Origin of the sequence: Catenovulum sediminis, assembly GCF_007289895.1 — a bacterium.
GTDB classification, from domain to species: domain Bacteria; phylum Pseudomonadota; class Gammaproteobacteria; order Enterobacterales; family Alteromonadaceae; genus Catenovulum; species Catenovulum sediminis.
In genome coordinates this window covers 2,549,792-2,571,729 of sequence record NZ_CP041660.1, presented here as the reverse complement: position 1 = coordinate 2,571,729, position 21,938 = coordinate 2,549,792, and the positions used below count along the sequence as shown (strand labels likewise).

Genomic DNA, 21,938 nt, shown 5'->3' with positions numbered 1-21,938 from the left:
ATTTAATCGATTGTTTTTTGTTGTTTTTACTGTTGTTGCGGTATTTGCTTTAGATAACGATCAAACAGCTTCGAGAGCTGCTGAATAACTGGGTCGTCGATACTCGATTGTCTAATGGTCGCTTGCAGCACAACGGTACGTTTCATACCATGTATAAGTTTAAGCGGCGCGAGCTCACCAGCATTTTCAGATCGGTCTAACATCCAACTAGGAAGCCACGCAAAACCAAGTTGTTGCTTGACACAAGTTACTGCTTCAGCAACCGAAGAAACCGTTAAACGATTACGGCTCCCTAACCAACCAGAATTAACATTCGTGCGTAATCCACCGTCACGAATAACAATTTGCCGATAATTTTCAAGCTCACTCAGTTGGATATTATCTCTTGCAAACAACGGGTGTTGCGGATGCGCGGCAGCAAATAATTCCACTGGATTGTTCCAATGGCCGATATAACCTTTGGGTATCAAACTTGCTACACCAACATCAACCGTTCCATCTTCAAGTAGTTCAGCGCAGCGAGACAGCACAGTTTCATACAACTGGATATTTAAATTCGGAAAACAATCTGTCAATTGATGCAAAATATCAGTTAATAATAAACGGGGAAACAAAGTATCCACGGCGATATTTAACGTGTGGCCCACCTCAGACTTTTGCGATATCGCATCATGTTCCAAATTATCCGCCTGCGTGACCAGCTGTCGCGCAGCTGACAATAAACTTTCACCAAATGGCGTAATCACCGCTTTTCGCCCGACCAGTTCAAATAGCGGACTACCGACTATTTTTTCCAGTTTTTTAATACTATGGCTAATTGTCGATTGCGTTTTATATAACGCATCTCCAGCTTGCGCAAAGCCACCACAATTATAAACGGTAATAAAAGTGCGCCACTGTTCAAGTGATATTTTATGCATATTGCCTCCATTTAAAGCTGCTGATAAACATCAATGCGCCCAGATATGCTAAAACCCAGTTTTTGGTAGATCCCAAGCCCCATTTCAGAAGCCTGCAAACTGACAAATTCAAACTCATTTCGCTGCGCATAATGTAAAATATGTAACATGATTGACTTCGCGTAACCGCGTCCGCGATATTGCTCAGGAACCGCCAATTGATAAACGCCCAATGTATCCCCGGTACAATGCAACAATGCAGTCGCCACCTGCCTGTTGGCAACGCTTAAAAACACCAGTTTCACATCATTATCTTGCACTACTTTTTGTAAAACACCTGTATCAATTGTATAACCAAAGCCAAGGCTACAGAGTTTAGAAAAGGCGTGGATAAGCTTATCATCATTTGGGGATATACTGGTTAACTCAGTTTTATCACAGTGGGGAAACTGGCGTCCTGTTAAATTTAGATTCATTAACTGCAACTGAAAACCTAACGTTAAAGCAGAATTCAAACCTGCTTTACAACCCAGACTAGAGGATAAACCTGTACATGACTGTACTGGGTAAACCACAAGCTTTTGCAGTTTATCTAGCTGCAAGTTGTGTGCCTGAGCAATAGTTTGATTTTCGGCCAATGCATCATGCCAAACCCGGTTTGGCCAGCTATTTGAATACCAAAACGCCCCTTTTTTACGGGCACCGTATCGCTGCCACAACGACACCATATTCTGAATATTTTTTTGCGAGGCAAGCTTCATAACATCACCTATTAAGTAAAACTAAACCAAGAACCATAGCACCACCGCCTAATATTCTCGAAGGCGTAATAGGCACTTGCGGTAAACCAAACAAACCAAAATGACTCAAGACAACCGCAGTGAGTAATTGCCCTGTAAGCGCGACCGACATCATAGAACCCGCTCCCATTTTAGGAATCAGATAGTAAAACAAGCCAACCCCAACCGCACTCAAGCCCCCGCCAAACCATAGGTACATCGGAATTGTTTTAACCAAAGGTTTGCCTGGTATATAAGGATGTGTCGCAAAAAGCACGATCGCCGACACAAAAGCAGCAACACTAAAAGCCACAAGCGTTGCCAGCAAAGTATTGCGTAAGATAACGCCCAATTGACTATTAATGCTGGCTTGTAGTGTTATTAAACCGCCAGCAATTAATGCGAGTAAAATGTTCACGCTCACATGTCCAAACAAAATTCGGCGCTAGGCACTCTCACCTTTGGATAGTCTGCACTTAAATCAGTATCTGCGCGCTGACCCAATGTGCATATAACTGCAGAAGCCAATCCCAAACGAGGCAATTGTAAAACCGCATCAAAACCCGACTTATCAAAACCAGCCATTGGACATGCATCAACGCCTTCTATCGCCGCCACGGTTAACAAATTCCCAAGCGCAATATGTGCTTGATTTTCTGCCCAGACCTTCAATTCCGCCTGAGTCATAGACAACATTACGTCTTTAACATGATTGGCAAACCCATTTAATGCGCCAGATGGCAGATCCCGTTGTTGCTCAACCATATTAAAATGTTGATCAAGAAATGCTTCGTTTATCTCAGTATTTATCGCCAAAACAAAAAGATGAGAACAATCTCTTACTTTCTCTTGTCCAAACGAGTGCTTTAACAACTGATTTCGCGTCTCTCTATTACGGACCACCAGCAACCGGTATGGCTGCAAACCATACGCCGATGCGGATAACCGAGTCGCTTCAACCAACTTTTGAATGACAGCAGGTGCAATTTTTTCTGGCGAAAACTGGCGCACCGCATAGCGCCAGTTAAGAGCTTCAATGATATTCATAACAATTCCTCCGCTTGTCCAGAAACAGCTTTTTTATCTAATTCAGACTGAATTAAAGTGGCAAGTTGTGAATATGAAAGCGACTGAGACACCACATTTTGGCCATTGATTAAAAATGCTGGAATTCGGCTAATACCCCGCTCCTGCGCGCGATGTAAATCACGTTCAACATCATCTGCGTTTTCCTGCGATAACAGTACCTTGTGTATCTGATCAAGCGGCAACTGCAATTGTGTAACTATGTCATCCAAAACCTTTGGATCATTAATGTTCTGATTAAAATAAAGATGTGCTTTTTGCACCGCATCAAAAAAATCCCAATGCGCGCACTGCCCACCCGCTTGTCCGCTGATTTGTTCACCGACACGCTCAACCGCTTTGGCATATCGGGCAGATAAATAACCAGTCGGATAATCAAAAGCCGCTGCTCTCATGCCCTCAATGTTGATCAATTCAGGCGCATCAGCGTAAGCTTTACAATGCTGCCAATGTTGCAGTATTTCGTTTTTTGCAGCATCCATAGAGCCGAACCGACTGATCATTTCATCGTTATTTTTTTGCAATACAAACGAACGATGAATCACTTCAACCGGATAACGCTCGGCAATCGCTCTTAATCTGGGAGACTGTATATAGCACCAGCCACATACAGCATCATGGAAAAACTCTATTTGAATCATGTAAACCTCTATTTGTTTATTAAAACAAATTCAGTTTACGACCTTCATGAGTAGAAAAATAATGATGCTTTTCGGGGAAAATAATGAAAAATAATCATGTTATTGCGAGGTCAAGCGTGTTAAATCACTTATAAATTCGCTTCTACCATTTCTTTGATGGTACGCGCCTTTACAAAATGATCTAACTGATGAAGCTGGATCCACCAAGTGGCGGCTTCCATCAATAACTCCGGGTCATCATTTTTATTGGCAAAAAATGCGTAAAATGAAAGCCCAACGTTATCGCCTTTAGTTGCGATTTTCTTATTACACACGTCAATAATTTTTGCTCTTAATGCGGGTCTCATAATTTAGTTTATTCCTACTTAATAGCGCATAATTTTTAATGCGATATACGGCGCGACGAAAAAAACTAAAGTTAACACTTTGTAGTGACTTAAAAAAGCGAAATACTTAGCTTCAAGATCTGAGCGCTCAAGGTTAAACATTTTGCAATGCAAAGAAGATATAGTTCCTTTCATCAACACAAGCAAAAGGGTCGCTAAACTCAAATAAGCGATATTTATCAAAGCAGCCCAGCCGAATAACTCAGTTAATTGTGCAAGTGTAATCATAACAATGCCTTTGTTTGTAAAGTTCAATAGGGTTTAACCTAGTGTAGTATTTAGCCAGCTAATTGCTCCGCTAAAAAGTCAAAAACAAATCTGATTTTTTTACTCGATTTCAGTTCCTGATGTACCACCAGCCAAGCTTGCGTTTGCCAATCTTGATGTGCGGGTAAAACGGCTTGAACTTTATCTTCCGCATCGCCCACTTCCTGCAACATAACACCAATCCCCAAACCTTGTTTAGTCAGCTCCCAAAGCACAATATGATTTTCGCACTTTACCGGAAAGTTCTTTTCGCTAACCGCAAAGCCCAGTTTAATCAGCTCTTTTTGATACAGTTCGGCGCCGCCATCTGCGCCACTAAAACCGATAAAATCAGCCTGACTCAAACACGCTAAATTAACTGGACCAGCCAAACTACTGATATAGGCAGGCGTGGCATAAAAAGCAAACTTAAAATCACGAATTCGTTTGGTTATTAAATCTTGCTGGCTCGGCCAAAAGCTTCTGATAGCAATATCGGCTTCTCGCCTTTTTAGATCACTGGCATCATTTGATGCAATAATTTGAATTTGGATACCGGGCTGAATTTTACGCATTTTAGCCACAATGGCCGGCAGAATAAAAGTTGCAATCGCTTCAGATGCACTAATGCACACCTGGCCTTCCAAAGATTCTGAACGCCCAGAGGCAGATAGCGAAAATTGATTTGCCGCCTCTCCCATCGTTCGGACAAAATTAAGCAAATCGAGCCCATTTTCGGTTAACACCAAACCTTTTCCATGGCGCTCAAATAAAACAATATTCAGCTCATTTTCAAGCGCGGCAACCTGTCGGCTTAAAGTCGGCTGCGATGTATTAAGTGCGCGAGCGGCTGCAGAGAGTGATCCTTCTTCTGCGGTCACTAAAAATGCTCGGGCATGATTCCAATCAAAATTTACTGAACGCCAATCCATACAATTATGTATACCTTAAATGCAAATTTAGCCAATTAACACTTAAAAATGTATACCTATAATAAGGCAACAACAAGTAATTTTCGCAACTGAATGACTGAAGGTTAAAACAGATGACAAGCGCTGCTAAATTTTGGGATCGTATTGCTAATAAATACGCAAAATCGCCTATCGCAAACGAAGAGGCCTACCAACACAAACTGCACAAAACGCAGAGTTATTTAAACAAAAACATGCAACTGCTTGAAATTGGCTGCGGAACTGGGTCTACCGCCTTACAACACGCGCCTTTTGTAAAGCACCTACGCGCCGTTGATTTTTCAGAAAAAATGATAGAAATTGCAAAACAAAAAGGCGAGCAAGCGCAAATTAACAATGTAACCTTTGCGGTTTCAACGGCTCAAGCCGAATTAGCAGGTGCACAAGAATATGACATGATTTTAGCGCTCAGTATCTTGCATTTGCTGCCCAACCGCCAAGCGGTAATTCAGCAAGCATATCAGCGGCTGAAACCCGGTGGTTTGTTTGTTACCAGTACAGCCTGCTTGCGAGACGGTTTTGTCTTTTTAATGCCGATATTAAAAATCGGGCGTTTATTAAAACTGCTACCTTACGTAGAAATGTTTACCGGCACCACTTTAATAAACGAATTTAAAGGGGCCGGTTTCGAAATTGAATATCAATGGACGCCCGGTAAAAGGCAAGCGACATTTGTGATTGCCAAAAAACCGGAAATTTAATTAATGATCGTGATCATGTTCGTCTGCGTGATCATCCTCATGCTCGGCAATGCCTAACCATGTAATAGCTTTAGGAAGCACATTTAGCTCAAATTCAGACGTAGCATCTGATTCCAAATCTAGTTTTAATACGTGCCGAGCAATGGGATCCGCGATATAAACAAAATGGCCATTTTGCGCAACCGTCATGCTAAATGAATGATTATCCGGCATGTCCGCTACATCTTGCTGTGAAATATCAACACGGCGATCGAACGCCCAGTGTTTATGACCATCATGCTCCTCTGCCGACAAAATCGTTAGATAACCTAAATTATCCAGAATTAAAAAATGCTCGGCGTCAGCTGAAAATGCATAAGAAACGGGATGTGCATCGGTCAACGGCTGCCAGTCAATATCATCCATTTCGTTCTCTTCAGGATTAATTTGCACCAGCAAAGCTTCTCCCCCGCCGTGTTGCGAAGCGACACCAATAAAAGAATGTAAATGCTCGTGGCCGTAAATAGTACCGACACGTAAACCATCTAAGCTATCGATATTGGCGATTTTGGCGGAAGTAAATTCACTGCCGTCTTTTTGTGTAACCAAGACACCGTCACTACAGCCAAATACCTGAACTTCTTCATTTTGTGCGGCGCCATGTAAATCTGGGCAGCTTTCAACAAAAGTATGATCTAACTCGTATTCATCATCATGCAAATGAAAAACGCCTACTTGATCAGGTAAAATTTTATTTGCTGACGTGCTCAATGCGTCATCACGGCGAATCGACGCAAAAACATACTCACCGTTAGGCTCAGCCACGCCGTGCATATTAACTGAATAGCTAAAAGCCGGTAAAGATTGTGTTTGGTTAGCAATATCTGTATCTGACAATACCTCTACCGAAGAAACTTCGCCGGTTTCTGAATTACCGTCGTAAAAAACCGCCAGTTTGCCATCGTGTTTCACTAAATGTGTAGGTCGGCTGCCCATTAATTTATAAGAAGATAAAGCCGGTGCTTGTTTATAATCGTGCAAATGCTCGCCGTGATCTTCACGCCATAAACCACCATCAATAAACTCAACTTGATCCTGACCACGGTGGGTAACAGTTGCATAACGAAAACCGGCAGAATACGACAAAGCGCCGCCTTCAAAGCTGACCGCAATGTTTTGCAGTAATTGATTATTGTCTAAATCATAAATCGCAACTTCGTTACTATCTGCAACTGAAACCGCTAAACGACCTGCACTTTCAATCAAATATCCATCTGAATGATCATGTCCGTCATCCGGATCGGTTTGGATCGGATCTTTTTCAACAATCGTTGTTTCTGAATCACCACAAGCCGACAATAAAAGTGTGCTAATCGCAACTGCGAGCAAATTTAATCTATATAATTTCATCATTTGATTCCTGTTTAGCCTAATTTTTCTGACAAATATCTGGAAATTTTTTCATCGTTTTTTAAATACTTTTCCGCGTATTTTGCGAATACATTAAAAATACCCACGGATCCCTGCGGTAATATTCCGACCCGGGCGGGGGCTAAGTCTTTTAAAAATGAGGTATGAACACGTGCTTCTGTATCCGTTAAGTTGCTCACTTTCAGGTATAAAGAGGTATCTAAATTTAACAGCGGTAAATCATAAGAAACGTTGACATCAACCAAGGTATAACCGTCTGTAGCGGTTTCAAAATCAGAAATTTTGTCCTGCTTTTGATAACGGGTAATGTCAAGTTGAGCGCTTAATTGCGCATTCTGATACTGAAACTGGGTACCCACTCTAAGTGGCGGGGTACGCGGTAAATCGCCACCTGAATTTAAAGTGGCGCGCACGTAATCTGAAAACAAACTGGTTTTAAAGGCATTCGTTACTTGCCAGGCAAGCTGTGCTTCAAATCCTTTTAAAACCACATCATCTGTTTTAAACAAATAAACCGGTAACTCTGAAGCATGCTCATCGTGTCCACCTTCTTCTTCGCCGTGGCCATGATCGTGGTCGTGATCGTGCGAAAATTCGGCATACAACCCAGTCGCAACCTGATAATAATAATTATCTACCTGATTATAAAAAGCATTTAATACAAAACCGAAATCACCTTGTGTTTTGCGCAAGGTAAAATCGATATTACGCGCTGTTTCTAATTCAATTGTCTGGTTACTTAATTCAAATTCATGACCATGTGCGTCTTCAACCAAGGTAAAAAGCGCACCAATTTCGTAAGAGCGCGTACCAATGTGCGGACCAAAAGACATCAACTCAGAAGCAGACGGTGCACGCTGCGAGCGTGAAATTGACACGCCCATATTATAACTGGGCAAAAAGTCCCAAACGATTCCGGCAGATAAACTAACAGGTGTGAATGATTGGTCTACAGAAAAAACACGCGTGATATTCTGTTCGCTTTGATGCTCATTCACGTGACCATGCGCACCATCCGAATCGGCATCATGATCATGCACCTCTAAAGTAGGTAATAATAATTGATTCGCAGTCAGTTCTACCTGCTCAACACGCCCACCTAATTGCAATAAAACATCATGAAAATGCGCCTCTTCCATCAGGGCTACGGCAAACGTCTGAGACTGTGAAGGCGGTGTAAAAGCTTCATCCCCCTGCGCTGAAATTTCACTGTTTTTATAATGCAAACTCAAACCACCATTCCACTTTTCAAGCGGATTATGCAATAGCTCGAATTTCACTTCCTCAGTGGAATTTTCAAACAAAGTACCCACTGAATGGTTTTCGATTTCGGCATGTTGATAGTCACTAGCGGATGCACGTACATTCAGTTTATTCAACCATTTGTTATCAAACGTCAGCTCAGCTAAAAGCTGAACGCGCGTTTGTTCTAAATCGGCAAAAACACTTTCGGCTTCGGCTGATTCTTCAGTTGAATGGCTATGACCCGGAATGCCATATTCGCGATTAAATTGCTCAACTGAAACACCAAAATAACCATTGTCCAATAAATAACTGCTACCTAGGGTAAAACCATTCGACTCTTCCGCACTGTTGGCGATGGTTTCCTGCTCACCCGCCAAAGGTGTTTTATATTCGTCTGCTTCACGCCAATAACCATCAACATAAAAAGCAAGCGAACCTGCCCCACTGGTTAAATTAAACGCACCTAGCTTTTTATTGTTTACCGAGCTGGTTTCGATTTGCCATTCGCCGCGTGTTTGCTTATCTATTGGCACACGAGAATCAACAACATTGACAACCCCGCCAATTGCGCCGCTGCCATAAAATAAAGTTGCTGGCCCGCGTAAAACTTCAATTTGCTGCGCAGTAGAAGCTTCAGTCGCAACAGAATGATCGGGCCCGACTCTCGAAACATCCCCCACATCCAAACCATTTTGTGCAATCAACACACGAGGGCCGCTTAATCCGCGAATAATCGGCGTACTGGCGACATTGCCATGATAGTTAGTATTGACACCGGCCAGTTTTTCAAGGCTATCGCCCAATGTTGACGCTTGCTGGCGTCTTAACGCTTCGCCAGCAATCACATTTACCGGCGTTGCCGATTCCATAATAGACAAATGCACCGGCGCGGCTTGAACATCTATTACCTCAATGGGCGTGCGATTTAGCTTAATAATATATTGTTGCAGGCCATTTTCTGGTATTTCGACATGTTGGTGCAAATGCGCAAATCCCTTTGCCACAACATGTATTTTATTATCACCAACATTTAAATTAACTAATTTAAACTCACCATTTTCATCTGTTTTAATTGAAGTTGATGTACCTTCAATTTCAATATTAGCACCCGCAACCGGTTTTCCCTGTTGGTTTACGACCACACCATCAATGCTATTTGCCATTGATATAAAAGGAAAAATAGCTGCTAGTACCGCACTTACATTAAATTTATTCTTCATGCTAGCTCTCAATTCTCGTCACGATAAATGCAATGTTATCTTATAACATAATGTTACTTTATAACATATCACTTATTTACAGTGTAAAACAACACATTTATCTTCAGTACGGAAAAGCAATGGCAGAAAAGCTCTGGCGGATAACAACAGGTAATTTTCTAATTATTCAACTACACTAAAATATTATAATTAACAAAAACTACAGCTCATGCAAAACGTCAACGAACTCAATTTGCTTAAGCTACTAGAGCATGCTCACATTGGTGTTGTTTTCCATCGGTGGGATACATCGATTCTTTACGCCAACCCAATGGCTTTAGCTTTATTAGAAATGACAAGTGAGCAAATTATTGGCAAAAACGCCTTTGATCCCCAATGGAATTTTATTGACGCGGATGGCAAAAAACTCTTAGTTGACAATTACCCAGTAAAAAAAGTCATACGCAGCAGACAACGCATTACTAACGAAACCATGGGCATAATCAGCCATATTAACGCAGAGATTAAGTGGTTTTTAGTCAATGCCTACTGTGATATTGGTAAAACTGAACAGGACAGCTTTGTTGTAGTGACCTTTAACGATATTTCAGATATAAAAACTTTATTTAGTTTTCAAGAGATAGTCGAAAACACGCAAGATATTGTGATTGTCACCGAAGCGCAGGACATTGAGTATCCAACCGGCCCAAAAATCATTTATGTAAATAAAGCATTTGAAAACCTCACCGGTTACAAAGCCGAAGAAGTAATCGGCGAAACACCCCGAATATTGCAAGGCACCCTAACCGATGAAGCAGCGAAAGGCCGTATCCGAGAAGCTTTAATAAAGCACCAAAAAATCACCGAAACCTTATTAAATTACGATTGCAAAGGCCGGCCTTACTGGATAGAAATTAATGTTGTTCCGCTGAAAAACAATTATGGAGAAGTCACCCATTTCGCGGCGATTCAACGCAATGTTTCTGAGCGAAAATTTCATTTGGAACAGTTAAAAAAACGCAACTCAGATCTCAAACAACTTAAACAAAATTTAGAAAGGCTGGTTAACGACCGAACGCTAGAATTACAAAAAGCTAAAAATCAGCTAGAAAGCATTGCTTTTTACGACCCTTTAACCGACGTGCCCAATCGCCGGCTTTTTATTGATCTTGCAAATAAACTGATTAAAAGTGCCGAGCGCCACAATTTTAAAATAGCTTTTGGCCTGTTAGATATAGACGACTTTAAAATGCTTAATGATACCTACGGACATGATGTGGGCGATTTGGTTTTGATCAGTCTTGCACACTTTTTAAAAAGCTTCTTTCGTAGTGAAGATGTCTATTGCCGATATGGCGGGGAAGAGTTTGCATTTGCAATATTATTAAAAGATGAGCAGTCAGTTACCGCTTTAGCCAACAGAATTTTAGAGGGCATAGATAAACTTTCTGTAGCATTGCCAACCAGTGAGACAGCGCATACAGAAAACACTAAAGCCCTATCCATTACGGCCAGTATCGGCTTAAAATATTGCGATCCAACTACGCAGCAAAAAATCGACTTAGAAAAAGCACTAAAATGCTGCGATGTCGCGATGTATCAAGCCAAATACAATGGCAAAAATCAGTACAAAATCCATCAATAAACAAAAAGCCAGAAAATCAGTCTAACTGTTTTAGCTGATGCTCAACCAATGGGTTGTCAGGTGCCAACTGTTTAGCAACTTCCAACAACTGAATAGCGTCTTTCGGGTGTTTTTCCTGATGTTTCATCGCAATATCAAGTAAGGGCTTTATATCTATTTGCGCTTGATATTCCTGCACATAACTTTCTTTTTCGTCAATCAAAATCCGATGTGCTTTACTCAGCAAGTCTAATCTATGGTTTGAATTCGCATTGGCTTTATTCAGCTTTTTGTAATAATCCTCTTTAAAGCGTAATGTCTTAGTTTGCTGGCGAAACTGTGCAATATCCACTTGCTGATTGCAGATAAAATCTATCGCAACCTGCTTATAAAAACCAAACTTGTTCAGATACGTTGCATGCGTGCCGTGGCCCATACCAAATACGCGCAAATGGGTGAGCTGCGAATAACGTTTTGCATGCATACGGTCAATAAAGTTAGTCGGATCGTAAATAATATAGCCTTTGGCGTGGCCTAAATCTAAATCGTGATAGTCGCCTTGCCAGTCAAATTTTTGTGCGATATCCGTGCTAGAACGATCGTCCCACGGCACCAATGCTTTATTTTTGGTACTGACAGGGTGAAATAACAATACCTGATCTAAACCCAATAAATTAGCAAACGCCCCCACACCAAATCCGCCCCGGCTTAAACCGTAACCTAATTTGCAGTTAAAAGGTGTTAATAATGTTGCAAGCTGCTCAAGAAAAAAAATCAAATTCTGGCTGCGAAACCAATTACTTTTACCCAAGTGTTGAAAAGCAATAATATTCACATTTTGTTTGTGTGCTAATTTATAGCCCCAAGGTGAAAAATCATCATGTAAATCATGCTCTTGAACATTAGTACCGGCAGGAGAAAAGGTAAAAAGCAAAGGTTTATCTGGGTCAACAAAACTGTATTTAACAAAAACCCCATCAAGCAGATCATGTCCGCTCATTGGCAATCTGGCCTTTTGTTCTTCACAGGAAAGGGTTAACCACTCATCTAACCAATACAATAACTTCATCTGTCCTCCAGCCAAATTGGGGCGCTGATTGTATCAAAATTAATCAAATAAGAGAAATCACACGACAAACCGGTTGATTAGTATCGGCGTTAAAGTCATCGCCTAAAATTTCTCTCAGTACTTTTTGGCCTTGCTCGTTAGCTTTACAAACAAAAACGGCCAGTGAATACTAGGGTCTGTTGATCTTTGCTGTATGATTTTGCAGCGAGTTGTGCGGTATTTATACAACAAAGCACGATTGTGGTGTAGTTGTTCTACATAAATGAGTGCTGAGGCAGTAGAAATGCCGCACAAACGCTGCCCGAAGGGTTCGTCCTAAACGCTTTTTACTCTTTGTTGCTGATTTTTGACTTAGCCCACTAGGCCTACAAACCAGCGCCGCGATTAAAAAGCGTTTAGTTAGAACAAAATTTATACAGCAAAGGTCAACAGACCCTAGCCGTTTAAAAATACTTGGCGAGTTAAAACCAATTAAAACCCTGCACAATTCGTATCAGAGCTGTGATTACAAGCATCTCGACCGATATAATTTTGAGTTGAATATTCTTCAATCGGCAATTTATCTAATGCCATATTGTTTTCTGACAACATCTCAACATAATCGATTAAACCTTGCGCATATTCAGTGTAAGTATCTACATAATCACCCGCATTAAACACAGTACCAAAAGTTGCATAACCGTCTTGGCCGCTGGCGATAAAATCATTCGTGACCACAGTATAAGTTGCACTTAAATCAATGGCGTTCCAGCTACCGGCCACGCGTGGATTTACCTCAACATTGCTCACCCGGCTACCTTTAGCAGCAGACGCATCAACATTAAAACGTAAACCAGCCGCGTACGGATAAGAACCGGTAGAACCCGCATTGTCTAAGGTATTGGCCAGCGCATCTTCTAACACATCAACAATTTGCTGACCTGTCATTTCTAACGTCACCAAAGTATTTGAAAAAGGTAACAAGGTATAAGCATCTGCAATTGTAAAATCACCGGCTGCAACATCCACTCGCACACCACCGGCATTTTGAATACCGATATCCGCCGTTGGCGTTACCGTCATAAAGGCTTTAGCCACCAGATTAGAAATATCGCTGCCAAATTCATAAGTTGCTGAAGCATCGCACAAAGTAGAACGCGCCTGCCCTGGGAAACGGTCTAAACATAAATCAGTTGCAACCGTACCAATCACAAACTGAGTTAACTCGTTTACTTGCTGATCATAACTTGCAAGCAATGCGCTGGTCGCCGCATCTGCTTCTGTTACTACAACTTCAGAATGCTGAGTTAACGCTTGGCTGACAAGCATTTTATCCTGATCGCGTAATACGCGCGTTTCACTGTCGCTAAACTCATAGGCAAATTGATCGCTCACCGGCATCAAAGGCTTACCCTGACAAGAAACAACATGCCCTTCTTTATCAAAACTCACCTCTAATTTACCCATGATATGCGCATATTCCCAAGCTTGAACAACACAAACTTGATTGCCCATTTTATCCGTTACTTGGGTTGGATACGGCCCGACTGGATTAAACCCTAAATCAGAAAAAGAAGCATCACCTAATAAACTATGCGAGTCACCGCCAACAACAACATCAACACCTTCTAAATTCGCCACCATAGCCAAATCGTTTTGATACTGATAATGCGTTAATAAAATAATTTTATTCACGCCCATATCCGTTAACTCATCAATATATTGCTGCGCTGTAGTGGTTTCGTCTAAAAATAAAGTGCCATCATCAGGCTGAGAAGAATTTTTGGTTTTACCTGCGATATCAATACCAACAATACCAATTTTTTCGCCTTCTTTTTCAACAATAGTATAAGGTTGAATATAACCATCTTTAATCGCTGAATCATCTGCCGGCACTACGTTTGCAGCTAAAACAGAAGTATCACAACCGCCAGAACTCAACTCATCTAAAAAGCTGGCTAAACCTGCATCACCATCGTCAAATTCGTGATTACCTAAGGCAAACGCATCAAAACACACCTGATTCATCATCGCCGCATCCGCTTCACCTTTATACAAGCTGTAATACAAAGTACCCGTAATCGCATCACCTGAGTGCAATTTTAAAACGTTTTTACTGTTAGCCGCTTGTTGCTCAAACAAACTAACCAACATCGGAAAACCACCATAACTTACTTCAACTTCGTTAATTGCAGCATCGTTTTCAGCTTTCGCCGACAAACTTAAAGTAGACACATCAAAATCAAACGAATCTGCCGCAATATGCGAATGATGATCGTTCATATGCAAAATGGTGACATCAATTGCTTTGGCTTGGTGCTCGTCGTCATTGTCGTTAACGTTAATATCTAGGTTGCAACCTGCTAATAAAGCCGTGCAAGCGGCACTGACTAAACTGACTTTAAATAGGTTTCTCATATGTGCTCCATGTTGATGGTATTTGCCAACTAATATAATTGTGGCCAAATAATAACCCTTAAATGGGGCGCATTAGTGACACTAAGATGAAAGTGATTTGACACAGTAACCGCACAAAAGTAACAGTATTGTTAACAGTTTATTGTCATTTAAATTATTGTAGTTTAAGATTGCAAAGGCCTGTTTATTTATAAAATCAACTTTTTATAAATAAGATAAACCAACTCAATACACCGAATTGCCAAATAGCCAAAGTGAGAATGAGATAATGTTGATACAAAAAAGAAGAATGTCACTTGTGATGTCTGCAGTGGTGGCATCATTAATGGGTTGCAGCCAGAATTCAACCGAACAACAATCGAAAATAGAATTTAAAGATGTCACCCAAAGTGTTGGTTTAGTCACCGAAAACAACTGGAAATACGGTGGCCCCGCAGTGGCGGATATGAATAACGACGGTCGCTACGACTTTTTGTTAACCAATCACAACTCAACCCCAGCGCAGCTATTTATCGCCAACGAAGACAACACCTATACCGAAATTAAAGGCCAGTTTCCGATGGCCGATTTACATGGCTTAACAGCCGGAGACTATGACTTAGACGGCGACAACGACGTTATCTTATCCGTTGGCGGCGGTAGCGGCTTAAAACCACAACCGCAACGTTTATTCAGAAACGACAATGGCAATTTTGTAGAAGTCACTAAAGAAGCCGGCGTTGCAGAATTAGGCGCACGTGGCCGCGCCGTTAGATGGATAGACTTAGACAGCGACGGCGACCTAGACTTTTTGCAAATTAACGCACCAAAAGTTGTAAACGAAGATATGCCCAGAAATATCTTATTTAAAAACAATGGCGACGGCACTTTTGATTACCATCACAGCCCAAGTTTTGAAGAAGTAGACGCAGAGCGCCTGTTACTCTCCGACTTTGATAACGACGGTTATCTAGACGTTATCGCGTTTGATGGGCATGGCATTACAACCTTATTAAAAAACAACAATGATTTTAGCTTTACCGATGTCACCTCAAAATGGCTGACAAAAGATGCAGAAAACTACAAATATGTCATTGCAGTCGCCCACCTTGATATGGACCAAGATGGCGATTTAGACTACTACCTCGCCCGAGGTAAACTGCATTATGGTTTAGCCAACAACTCGATTTCTTACACCAAAGAAACCAAAAGATTAGACCTGCGCGACGAAGGTAGTGAAAGTGAAGACGGCATGTTACTAACCGTAGACGGCGACCTTTCACTGATTAACTTTTACCACTGGCCCAGAGCAAAAGACTTAGAGTACATGCCGGTATTTTTGGGCAAAGATAAAACCAGCATCAAACCACCAGAAGATACCTTTGTAGTTGCAAAAGACACCGCCAAAGGATTTCCGGATGAGATAACAGAAACAGGCTGGTACGTTGGTTACTTAGGCGATGGAAAATGGAAAGTAAGATGGAAACTGGGCGTTAAACAAGCTTGGGGCATTCGCGCTTCATTTGGAGGGGTAACCGAATATGACACAGAATTCACGCCGAACAACTCAGATTTACCAGATGTATTATTGCGTAACGACGGCACCCATTTTACCGATGTTTCAGACACCTTACCAAAACTGACGCATCATAATAACTGGGGCGTTGCAGTCGGCGATTTTGACAATGACAGCGACGACGATTTATTTGTATACCGCTTTGGTAAATTAAAAGAACGCCTACCGGATTTACTATTGGTAAACGATGGCACAGGTAAATTTAAAGCCTCACTGGCGACATCTGCAACCTCGGGCGTTGGCAAAGATCAACATGGTGACATGGGTATAGCCATTGATTATAACCAAGACGGCAAACTTGATTTGTTAAATGGCGACGACGACAACGGCCCTTGGTACATGTATCAAAATATAACCGAAAATGACAATCATTATGCCTTTGTGCATGTGGGATATTCAGTAAAAGGCGTCGATCCATATGGCGCAAAAATTGAAGTGACAACCCAACAAGGCAAACAACACAAAACCGTGGGTTCGTTAAACGCCAGCCATTCACAAAGCTTGTTAAACATTGCCCACTTTGGATTAGGCAACCTAGATAAAATAGACAAGGTTAAAGTAACATGGCGCGATGGCACCACAGAAACAAAAAGCAACTTAAGCGCAGATAACACTTACAAATTTGGTAAATAGTAAATTTCGTAAATAAACAAAGTACATAAATAAACAGTCTGCGTAAATAAACAGTCTGCGCCAGAAATGAGTAAGCCCGTAAGTTTTACGGGCTTACTTCCATTCGCACATCATTAAGAAACGTTTCTACCAATAAAACGCTGGTATAGTTGCTCAGTAGCGACTTTAATGTCGGTTGTTAATAAAGTACCTACCTCACCAAAATGTAAAACTGACTCCCTTGTACGTGTTATTTCTTTAAAGTAATCAACTAAATTCTGCCCGTACACGTGATGATCTACTAAATACTGGCGAATACGCGTTAATTCACTTTCAAAGCCTTCAATCGCGTGGCGATAAACAACACCATCTAAGTCATCAAAAAATTGGTTTACACGTTTGAAAGATTTAGGCGCTAATTTAAAATCATACAAGCCTAATTTTGGTGCAATAACGACTACACCCACATTGGCAAATTCTCGGGTTTCGGCAAAAGGCATAAAACGCACAACAGCATACATGCATAGTGTATTGGTGTTCATCAATTCACTCATTTTAGCCCCTCACCAAATTTTTGATTTAAATACTCGTTTAATCTTAACGTCATTCTTTCAATTGTTCCATGAGGTGTAGGTAGTTGATTATTCAAATATTACACTCTTAAGCCTTGCAAAGGTGCGCATTTGTTCAGTTGCGTAAATAGGCTCATAATCCTGATTTTTAGCTATCAGCTTATAACGCCCGTCCGGTTCTTTTTTAATATCGCGCAATAAATACTGAGCTGTGCCGGTTTCATCATCGCACTCTATAGCAACGGTGCAATTTTGCAGCGAGCCCGCGCGCTCTGGTGTAATCCACTCAAGCAACAATAAATCACCATCTAAAATAGGGTTTTTGCCACCATTCATCGAATTGCCCGATGCACGGGCCAAAAAATGTCGTTTCGGATCCAGTTTACCAACCCCATCAGGTGCAGGAATATACTCAACCTCACTATCGTCACCGCTTTTAAAATGACCACACGCAATTTTAAGATTAGGGAAATAAGGCAAGTTGGCTGAATTTTGGCGATCCGCCCTTTGCTGCGCAGCTTGACTAAAATCAATAACTTTAGCGCCATTATCTGAACTCGTAAGCGCTCCGCTGCTACTAGAAAAAGAAGATGTACTAACGTCACTCGCACTGACAAACTTATCTTTTGCACCCAGCCAAAGCTTAGCACCATTTAACTCGGCAACCTGATACGCCCAGTCACTAACCGCTTTTGATTTAACCGAATCACAATAATAATAATTGCCTAATTCAGCTTGCAATACATCGGTATGCTCTTCTAAATTTTGTGCTTGCCAATTTTCTTTATGAATGTGCGCAGCCAAAAAATCTCTTTTATTGTTGTTGCATGTTCGGTGTGCTGCAACAAAATTATGCCCTAAGTCATGAGCATAACGCGCAAAAGGAATAAAATGATCAACCTCAACAGCCCCACTGACCATTGGCTTGTGGCAATAAAAACAGCGGTTTTGTTGTATCTCGATTAACACAGGTTTTGCATAATTTAACGCAGTTCTGTCAAAACCAAATAAAAAGCGTTCAAGCTGACTTTCTGGCCCAATTAACTGTTGATTAAACTTAATAGCTTGAATTTTTTGAATCCAACTATTTCTGGCTAAATACACAACCAAATCGTAAAAACGGCGAAAACAATCCGCAATCCCTGGATACAAAGTAATAAATTTCTGCTTTTTATTGTGCGGATATAAAAAGCATTCTTCTTGTTTTGCCAGAATTTGCAATCGCCAGAGTGGGCCATTTTTTAATGTTTCCATACTCGCATTAAAAACAGCTTTCCAATATTGACTGTTTTTTAACTGACGCAGACTTTTAATTTCATTTTGCTGGCACTCGTATAAAACGGTAATCACCTTAGATTGCGCACCAGTATTTTGCCTAAGTAACCCCGCTTCACCTTGATGGCTAGAAAATGGCGTCGCATGATGCCAATACAATAAGATAAGTTTCTCGGCCAAGGTTTCTAACGAGATCTCTAACTGGCCATCCGCCTGATTTTCGTTACCTGATAAATCGACACTTTCCACACAAACATCAGCCAGCGCATGCAACAAAGCAAATTTATAAGTTGCTGAAAAATCGCCTTCATTTAACATGCGTTGAATATAAGCGATAAAATTAAGTTGCTGTTGCATCGCTGCCATTATTAAACATCCACCTTTTGAATCAGCGCATTCAACCAAATTTCATTTGAGCGATTAGGTCGCTGATCGGCACTTTGCCAATGTTTAATCATAACCAAATCAGGCTGCTGACTAATGAGCTTAGCTAATGAAGAGTCAGTTAAATCAGTAAAATTGCGGCCATTATCAACACGCTCGGTTTCACCATATTTAAACGAAACATACATCACACCGTTATTTTTAAGCGCCGCAGCTAATTTAGCAAATACCAAGGGTAACTCTGCTTTGGTAACATGCAACAAACTGGCACAACACCATATACCGTGATATTTATTTTGTGCACAAAGCTGCTGGAAAGTTTTTGTTTCGACAGGCTGTTGTAAATGCTCAGTCGCGATAGCTGCAAGCTGAGCGCTGGCATCAAATGCCTCAACAAGATAACCCTGTTGTTTAAAATAAAACGCATCTCGACCACTTCCACAACCTGCATCTAAAATAACGCCAGCGGATTTTATCAGGGGCAAAAATTCAGAATACAGCGCAGATAAATCCACCAAAACAGTTGAGTTATAAAACTCACGTGCATTGTTATTATAATAATCCGTTGTTTTACTAAACATTGTACAAACTCTGCTTTGTGGTATGGCCACTCAAATACGTTAACGAGCGGAAGATTTAGCAACTGAATTTATCAAAACAGCTTTGAAAAATATAGTTTTTATAGGTTGTTAATTTGTAATGAGGGCCCAAATGAGACTCACCACTACTTTCTCAAATTCGCCTGCCTTAAACGTGTTAGATAGGCGATTTGCGCAGGCTGGTCGTTTGGCCCAATACAGTGTGTCTTAGCCGACGGATACTATATTTAACTTAAACACCAAGAAGTCTGTTTTTTTATACAGTATATTTTGCTCTTCTGGGTATTATGTGTGACAATAGATCATAAAGATTCTCTTAAAATAAAAAGCAGAGCTATCTACTATGAATGATAAAGAGTTGTTACTCAAAGCGCTGGAAATTTTCGATCAAAAATATTTGGCTGAATATCTGAAAGAAGCAATTGGCAGTTCATTATGCCGTGAAACGATTAATCGCTGCATAAAGGGGAAAATGGAGCTTAAACTCAGTGCTACTGAATACAATGCGTTAGAAAAGCTTTTACCTGTACCGAAAGTAACAGCTGAAAATGCCGAATTCCGATTCATAGACTTATTTGCAGGAATAGGTGGGATTCGAAAAGGCTTTGAAAATCAGGGCGGTTTATGCGTATTTACCAGCGAATGGAATAAGTACGCAGTTAAAACATATAAAGCTAACTATGGTAATGATAACGAACATCATTTTAATGAAGACATCAGAGAAATTACCCTATCGCAAAGAGACGACATAACCGAGGAACAGGCTTATGGACATATTCGCCAACACATCCCAGCTCATGACGTACTTCTGGCTGGTTTTCCGTGTCAGCCTTTCTCAATTGCTGGTGTATCCAAAAAGAATTCATTAGGCCGTGCACATGGCTTTGAATGTGAAACCCAAGGTACTTTATTCTTTGACGTCGCCCGCATTATTGCGGCCTGCCAGCCAAAAGCATTTTTGCTGGAAAATGTAAAGAACCTTAAATCTCACGATAAAGGCAAAACTTTTAAAGTAATTATGCAAACGCTTGAAGAATTAGGCTATGAGGTCGCAGACAAGCTATATGAAGGTAATAAAGACCCCAAAGTCATTGACGGTCAGTTATTTACCCCACAACACCGTGAGCGTATTTTGCTGGTAGGGTTCAGAAAAGATTTAAATGTACATGAGGGTTTTACATTAAAAGATATTGACCGGCTTGTGCCTGACATTAAGCCAAAAATGGGCGATATTCTAGATAGTAAGGTTGATGATAAATATATATTAACGCCAAAACTTTGGAAATATCTGCATGATTATGCAATAAAACAGAAAGCTAAAGGCAACGGCTTTGGTTTTGGTCTGGTGAATGAAAACAGTGTTGCAAGAACTTTATCTGCAAGGTATTACAAAGATGGCTCAGAAATTTTAGTGGATCGCGGCTGGAATTTTGAAAAGTCATTTGAAGATGAAGAAAACCTTTCACGACGGCCAAGACGACTAACTCCTCAGGAGTGCGCAAAACTGATGGGGTTTGATAAACCGGGTGAAAGTAACTTTGTGATTCCGGTGTCGGATACTCAAGCCTATAAACAGTTTGGTAACTCGGTTGTCGTACCTGTGTTTGAGGCTGTTGCTGCATTGATGAAAGACAGGATAGTTAGTGCAGTTCAGATTGCTCAACAGATGAATAATGTAGCTTAAATTTGCGATCGGATCCAATACTTTGAACACCACGCTAAGTGAGTAAAATGACTTAACGAGGTGAATATGACAACTAAAAAGATCCGCAAGACTTACACCGCTGAATTTAAAGCTGAAGCCCTGAAACTAGCCGAACGAGTTGGTGTTGCTGAAGCGGCTAGGCAACTTAAAATCTATGAATCGCAACTCTATAGCTGGCGAACTGCCACTGTGAAAAAGTCCACAATAAGCCAACGCGAATCCGAGCTTGCAGCTGAAGTTGCTAAGTTAAAACGCCAATTGGCTGATCAAGCCGAGGATTTAGCCATCCTAAAAAAGGCGGCCACCTACTTCGCGAAGAATCAAAAATAAGCCGATTCGGATTTATGCTCGAACACCAGCACCAGTTTCGCCTAAAATCAATGGCGACTGTGCATGGTGTGACGCGAAGTGGGTATTATGCGTGGCGAAAGTCAAGCAAAGAGCCGAGTGCGCGATTACTCAAACAAAAACTGCCCGACTGTACTTTACTTCAGTTAATAAATAGCTAGTTGATGCAATGTTACAAGGAAGGTAATATCAGTTCTGAAGGATTGTTTTTAACCAATAACAAAATAACAGGGTT

The 21,938-nt window shown here is 41.0% G+C and carries 18 protein-coding genes and 2 pseudogenes; 5 read left to right on the top strand and 15 right to left on the bottom strand.

The window, feature by feature from the left end; genetic code table 11:
* Positions 1-26: 26 nt before the first annotated feature.
* The 8 genes from FNT16_RS10570 to FNT16_RS10535 form a co-directional block, all read right to left on the bottom strand.
* Complete coding sequence (locus FNT16_RS10570; protein WP_143871552.1) at positions 27-920, bottom strand: LysR family transcriptional regulator; 894 nt, start codon at positions 918-920, stop codon at positions 27-29.
* 11 nt (positions 921-931) lie between these two features.
* Positions 932-1,660: a GNAT family N-acetyltransferase gene (locus tag FNT16_RS10565; protein ID WP_143871551.1), complete on the bottom strand. Its 729-nt coding sequence runs from the start codon at positions 1,658-1,660 to the stop codon at positions 932-934.
* 4 nt (positions 1,661-1,664) lie between these two features.
* Positions 1,665-2,096, bottom strand: coding sequence for a DMT family transporter (locus tag FNT16_RS10560; RefSeq protein ID WP_143871550.1), 432 nt, complete (start codon positions 2,094-2,096; stop codon positions 1,665-1,667).
* A gap of 2 nt (positions 2,097-2,098) precedes the next feature.
* A complete protein-coding gene (locus FNT16_RS10555; protein ID WP_143871549.1) occupies positions 2,099-2,725 on the bottom strand; it encodes a nitroreductase family protein in 627 nt (208 codons plus the stop codon).
* Positions 2,722-3,405 carry a DsbA family oxidoreductase gene (locus FNT16_RS10550; protein ID WP_143871548.1) on the bottom strand — a complete coding sequence of 228 codons (684 nt, stop codon included), beginning with the start codon at positions 3,403-3,405 and terminating at the stop codon, positions 2,722-2,724. The genes FNT16_RS10555 and FNT16_RS10550 overlap by 4 nt, the downstream gene beginning before the upstream one ends.
* Positions 3,406-3,533: 128 nt before the next feature.
* Positions 3,534-3,752: a DUF6500 family protein gene (locus tag FNT16_RS10545; RefSeq protein ID WP_143871547.1), complete on the bottom strand. Its 219-nt coding sequence runs from the start codon at positions 3,750-3,752 to the stop codon at positions 3,534-3,536.
* Positions 3,753-3,770: 18 nt separating this feature from the next.
* Positions 3,771-4,019 carry a DUF6868 family protein gene (locus FNT16_RS10540; RefSeq protein ID WP_143871546.1) on the bottom strand — a complete coding sequence of 83 codons (249 nt, stop codon included), beginning with the start codon at positions 4,017-4,019 and terminating at the stop codon, positions 3,771-3,773.
* A 50-nt stretch (positions 4,020-4,069) separates the two neighbouring features.
* A complete protein-coding gene (locus FNT16_RS10535) occupies positions 4,070-4,969 on the bottom strand; it encodes a LysR family transcriptional regulator (protein ID WP_143871545.1) in 900 nt (299 codons plus the stop codon).
* A gap of 113 nt (positions 4,970-5,082) precedes the next feature.
* On the opposite strand from FNT16_RS10535, the gene FNT16_RS10530 reads away from it, so the two are divergent.
* Positions 5,083-5,709: a class I SAM-dependent methyltransferase gene (locus tag FNT16_RS10530; RefSeq protein ID WP_143871544.1), complete on the top strand. Its 627-nt coding sequence runs from the start codon at positions 5,083-5,085 to the stop codon at positions 5,707-5,709.
* Here FNT16_RS10530 and FNT16_RS10525 read toward each other — a convergent pair whose 3' ends face one another.
* Both FNT16_RS10525 and FNT16_RS10520 read right to left on the bottom strand, forming a co-directional pair.
* On the bottom strand, positions 5,710-7,101 hold the full coding sequence (locus FNT16_RS10525; RefSeq protein WP_143871543.1) for a 5-methyltetrahydrofolate--homocysteine methyltransferase: 1,392 nt from the start codon (positions 7,099-7,101) through the stop codon (positions 5,710-5,712).
* A 90-nt stretch (positions 7,102-7,191) separates the two neighbouring features.
* A pseudogene (locus FNT16_RS10520) lies at positions 7,192-9,584 on the bottom strand (TonB-dependent receptor).
* Between the two features lie 208 nt (positions 9,585-9,792).
* On the opposite strand from FNT16_RS10520, the gene FNT16_RS10515 reads away from it, so the two are divergent.
* A complete protein-coding gene (locus tag FNT16_RS10515; RefSeq protein WP_143871542.1) occupies positions 9,793-11,208 on the top strand; it encodes a sensor domain-containing diguanylate cyclase in 1,416 nt (471 codons plus the stop codon).
* 16 nt (positions 11,209-11,224) lie between these two features.
* Here FNT16_RS10515 and FNT16_RS10510 read toward each other — a convergent pair whose 3' ends face one another.
* Both FNT16_RS10510 and FNT16_RS10500 read right to left on the bottom strand, forming a co-directional pair.
* Positions 11,225-12,256: a cytosolic protein gene (locus tag FNT16_RS10510; protein WP_143871541.1), complete on the bottom strand. Its 1,032-nt coding sequence runs from the start codon at positions 12,254-12,256 to the stop codon at positions 11,225-11,227.
* A 471-nt stretch (positions 12,257-12,727) separates the two neighbouring features.
* Positions 12,728-14,653, bottom strand: coding sequence for a bifunctional metallophosphatase/5'-nucleotidase (locus FNT16_RS10500; RefSeq protein WP_143871540.1), 1,926 nt, complete (start codon positions 14,651-14,653; stop codon positions 12,728-12,730).
* 268 nt (positions 14,654-14,921) lie between these two features.
* On the opposite strand from FNT16_RS10500, the gene FNT16_RS10495 reads away from it, so the two are divergent.
* A complete protein-coding gene (locus FNT16_RS10495) occupies positions 14,922-16,841 on the top strand; it encodes a CRTAC1 family protein (protein ID WP_143871539.1) in 1,920 nt (639 codons plus the stop codon).
* Between the two features lie 113 nt (positions 16,842-16,954).
* Here the strand turns inward: FNT16_RS10495 and FNT16_RS10490 are convergent, their stop codons facing one another.
* From FNT16_RS10490 to FNT16_RS10480, 3 genes are all read right to left on the bottom strand, one after another.
* Positions 16,955-17,374, bottom strand: a complete 420-nt coding sequence (locus tag FNT16_RS10490; protein ID WP_143871538.1) for a DUF3037 domain-containing protein — start codon at positions 17,372-17,374, stop codon at positions 16,955-16,957.
* An 87-nt stretch (positions 17,375-17,461) separates the two neighbouring features.
* The gene (locus FNT16_RS10485; protein WP_246072200.1) at positions 17,462-19,033 is read right to left on the bottom strand and encodes a S24 family peptidase; all 1,572 of its coding nucleotides are present in this window, start codon (positions 19,031-19,033) and stop codon (positions 17,462-17,464) included.
* A 2-nt stretch (positions 19,034-19,035) separates the two neighbouring features.
* A complete protein-coding gene (locus tag FNT16_RS10480; protein ID WP_143871537.1) occupies positions 19,036-19,632 on the bottom strand; it encodes a class I SAM-dependent methyltransferase in 597 nt (198 codons plus the stop codon).
* A gap of 361 nt (positions 19,633-19,993) precedes the next feature.
* On the opposite strand from FNT16_RS10480, the gene dcm reads away from it, so the two are divergent.
* Positions 19,994-21,334 (top strand): DNA (cytosine-5-)-methyltransferase, encoded by a 1,341-nt coding sequence (gene dcm, locus FNT16_RS10475; RefSeq protein ID WP_143871536.1) that lies wholly within the window; start codon positions 19,994-19,996, stop codon positions 21,332-21,334.
* Between the two features lie 66 nt (positions 21,335-21,400).
* Positions 21,401-21,834, top strand: a pseudogene (locus FNT16_RS10470) (transposase); the annotation flags it as partial.
* Between the last annotated feature and the right edge of the window lie 104 nt (positions 21,835-21,938).

Coding starts and splice junctions, on each gene's coding strand:
- FNT16_RS10570 (WP_143871552.1), bottom strand. CDS start 920: ATGCATAAAATATCACTTGAACAGTGGCGCACTTTTATTACCGTTTAT.
- FNT16_RS10565 (WP_143871551.1), bottom strand. CDS start 1,660: ATGAAGCTTGCCTCGCAAAAAAATATTCAGAATATGGTGTCGTTGTGG.
- FNT16_RS10555 (WP_143871549.1), bottom strand. CDS start 2,725: ATGAATATCATTGAAGCTCTTAACTGGCGCTATGCGGTGCGCCAGTTT.
- FNT16_RS10550 (WP_143871548.1), bottom strand. CDS start 3,405: ATGATTCAAATAGAGTTTTTCCATGATGCTGTATGTGGCTGGTGCTAT.
- FNT16_RS10545 (WP_143871547.1), bottom strand. CDS start 3,752: ATGAGACCCGCATTAAGAGCAAAAATTATTGACGTGTGTAATAAGAAA.
- FNT16_RS10540 (WP_143871546.1), bottom strand. CDS start 4,019: ATGATTACACTTGCACAATTAACTGAGTTATTCGGCTGGGCTGCTTTG.
- FNT16_RS10535 (WP_143871545.1), bottom strand. CDS start 4,969: ATGGATTGGCGTTCAGTAAATTTTGATTGGAATCATGCCCGAGCATTT.
- FNT16_RS10530 (WP_143871544.1), top strand. CDS start 5,083: ATGACAAGCGCTGCTAAATTTTGGGATCGTATTGCTAATAAATACGCA.
- FNT16_RS10525 (WP_143871543.1), bottom strand. CDS start 7,101: ATGATGAAATTATATAGATTAAATTTGCTCGCAGTTGCGATTAGCACA.
- FNT16_RS10515 (WP_143871542.1), top strand. CDS start 9,793: ATGCAAAACGTCAACGAACTCAATTTGCTTAAGCTACTAGAGCATGCT.
- FNT16_RS10510 (WP_143871541.1), bottom strand. CDS start 12,256: ATGAAGTTATTGTATTGGTTAGATGAGTGGTTAACCCTTTCCTGTGAA.
- FNT16_RS10500 (WP_143871540.1), bottom strand. CDS start 14,653: ATGAGAAACCTATTTAAAGTCAGTTTAGTCAGTGCCGCTTGCACGGCT.
- FNT16_RS10495 (WP_143871539.1), top strand. CDS start 14,922: ATGTTGATACAAAAAAGAAGAATGTCACTTGTGATGTCTGCAGTGGTG.
- FNT16_RS10490 (WP_143871538.1), bottom strand. CDS start 17,374: ATGAGTGAATTGATGAACACCAATACACTATGCATGTATGCTGTTGTG.
- FNT16_RS10485 (WP_246072200.1), bottom strand. CDS start 19,033: ATGGCAGCGATGCAACAGCAACTTAATTTTATCGCTTATATTCAACGC.
- FNT16_RS10480 (WP_143871537.1), bottom strand. CDS start 19,632: ATGTTTAGTAAAACAACGGATTATTATAATAACAATGCACGTGAGTTT.
- dcm (WP_143871536.1), top strand. CDS start 19,994: ATGAATGATAAAGAGTTGTTACTCAAAGCGCTGGAAATTTTCGATCAA.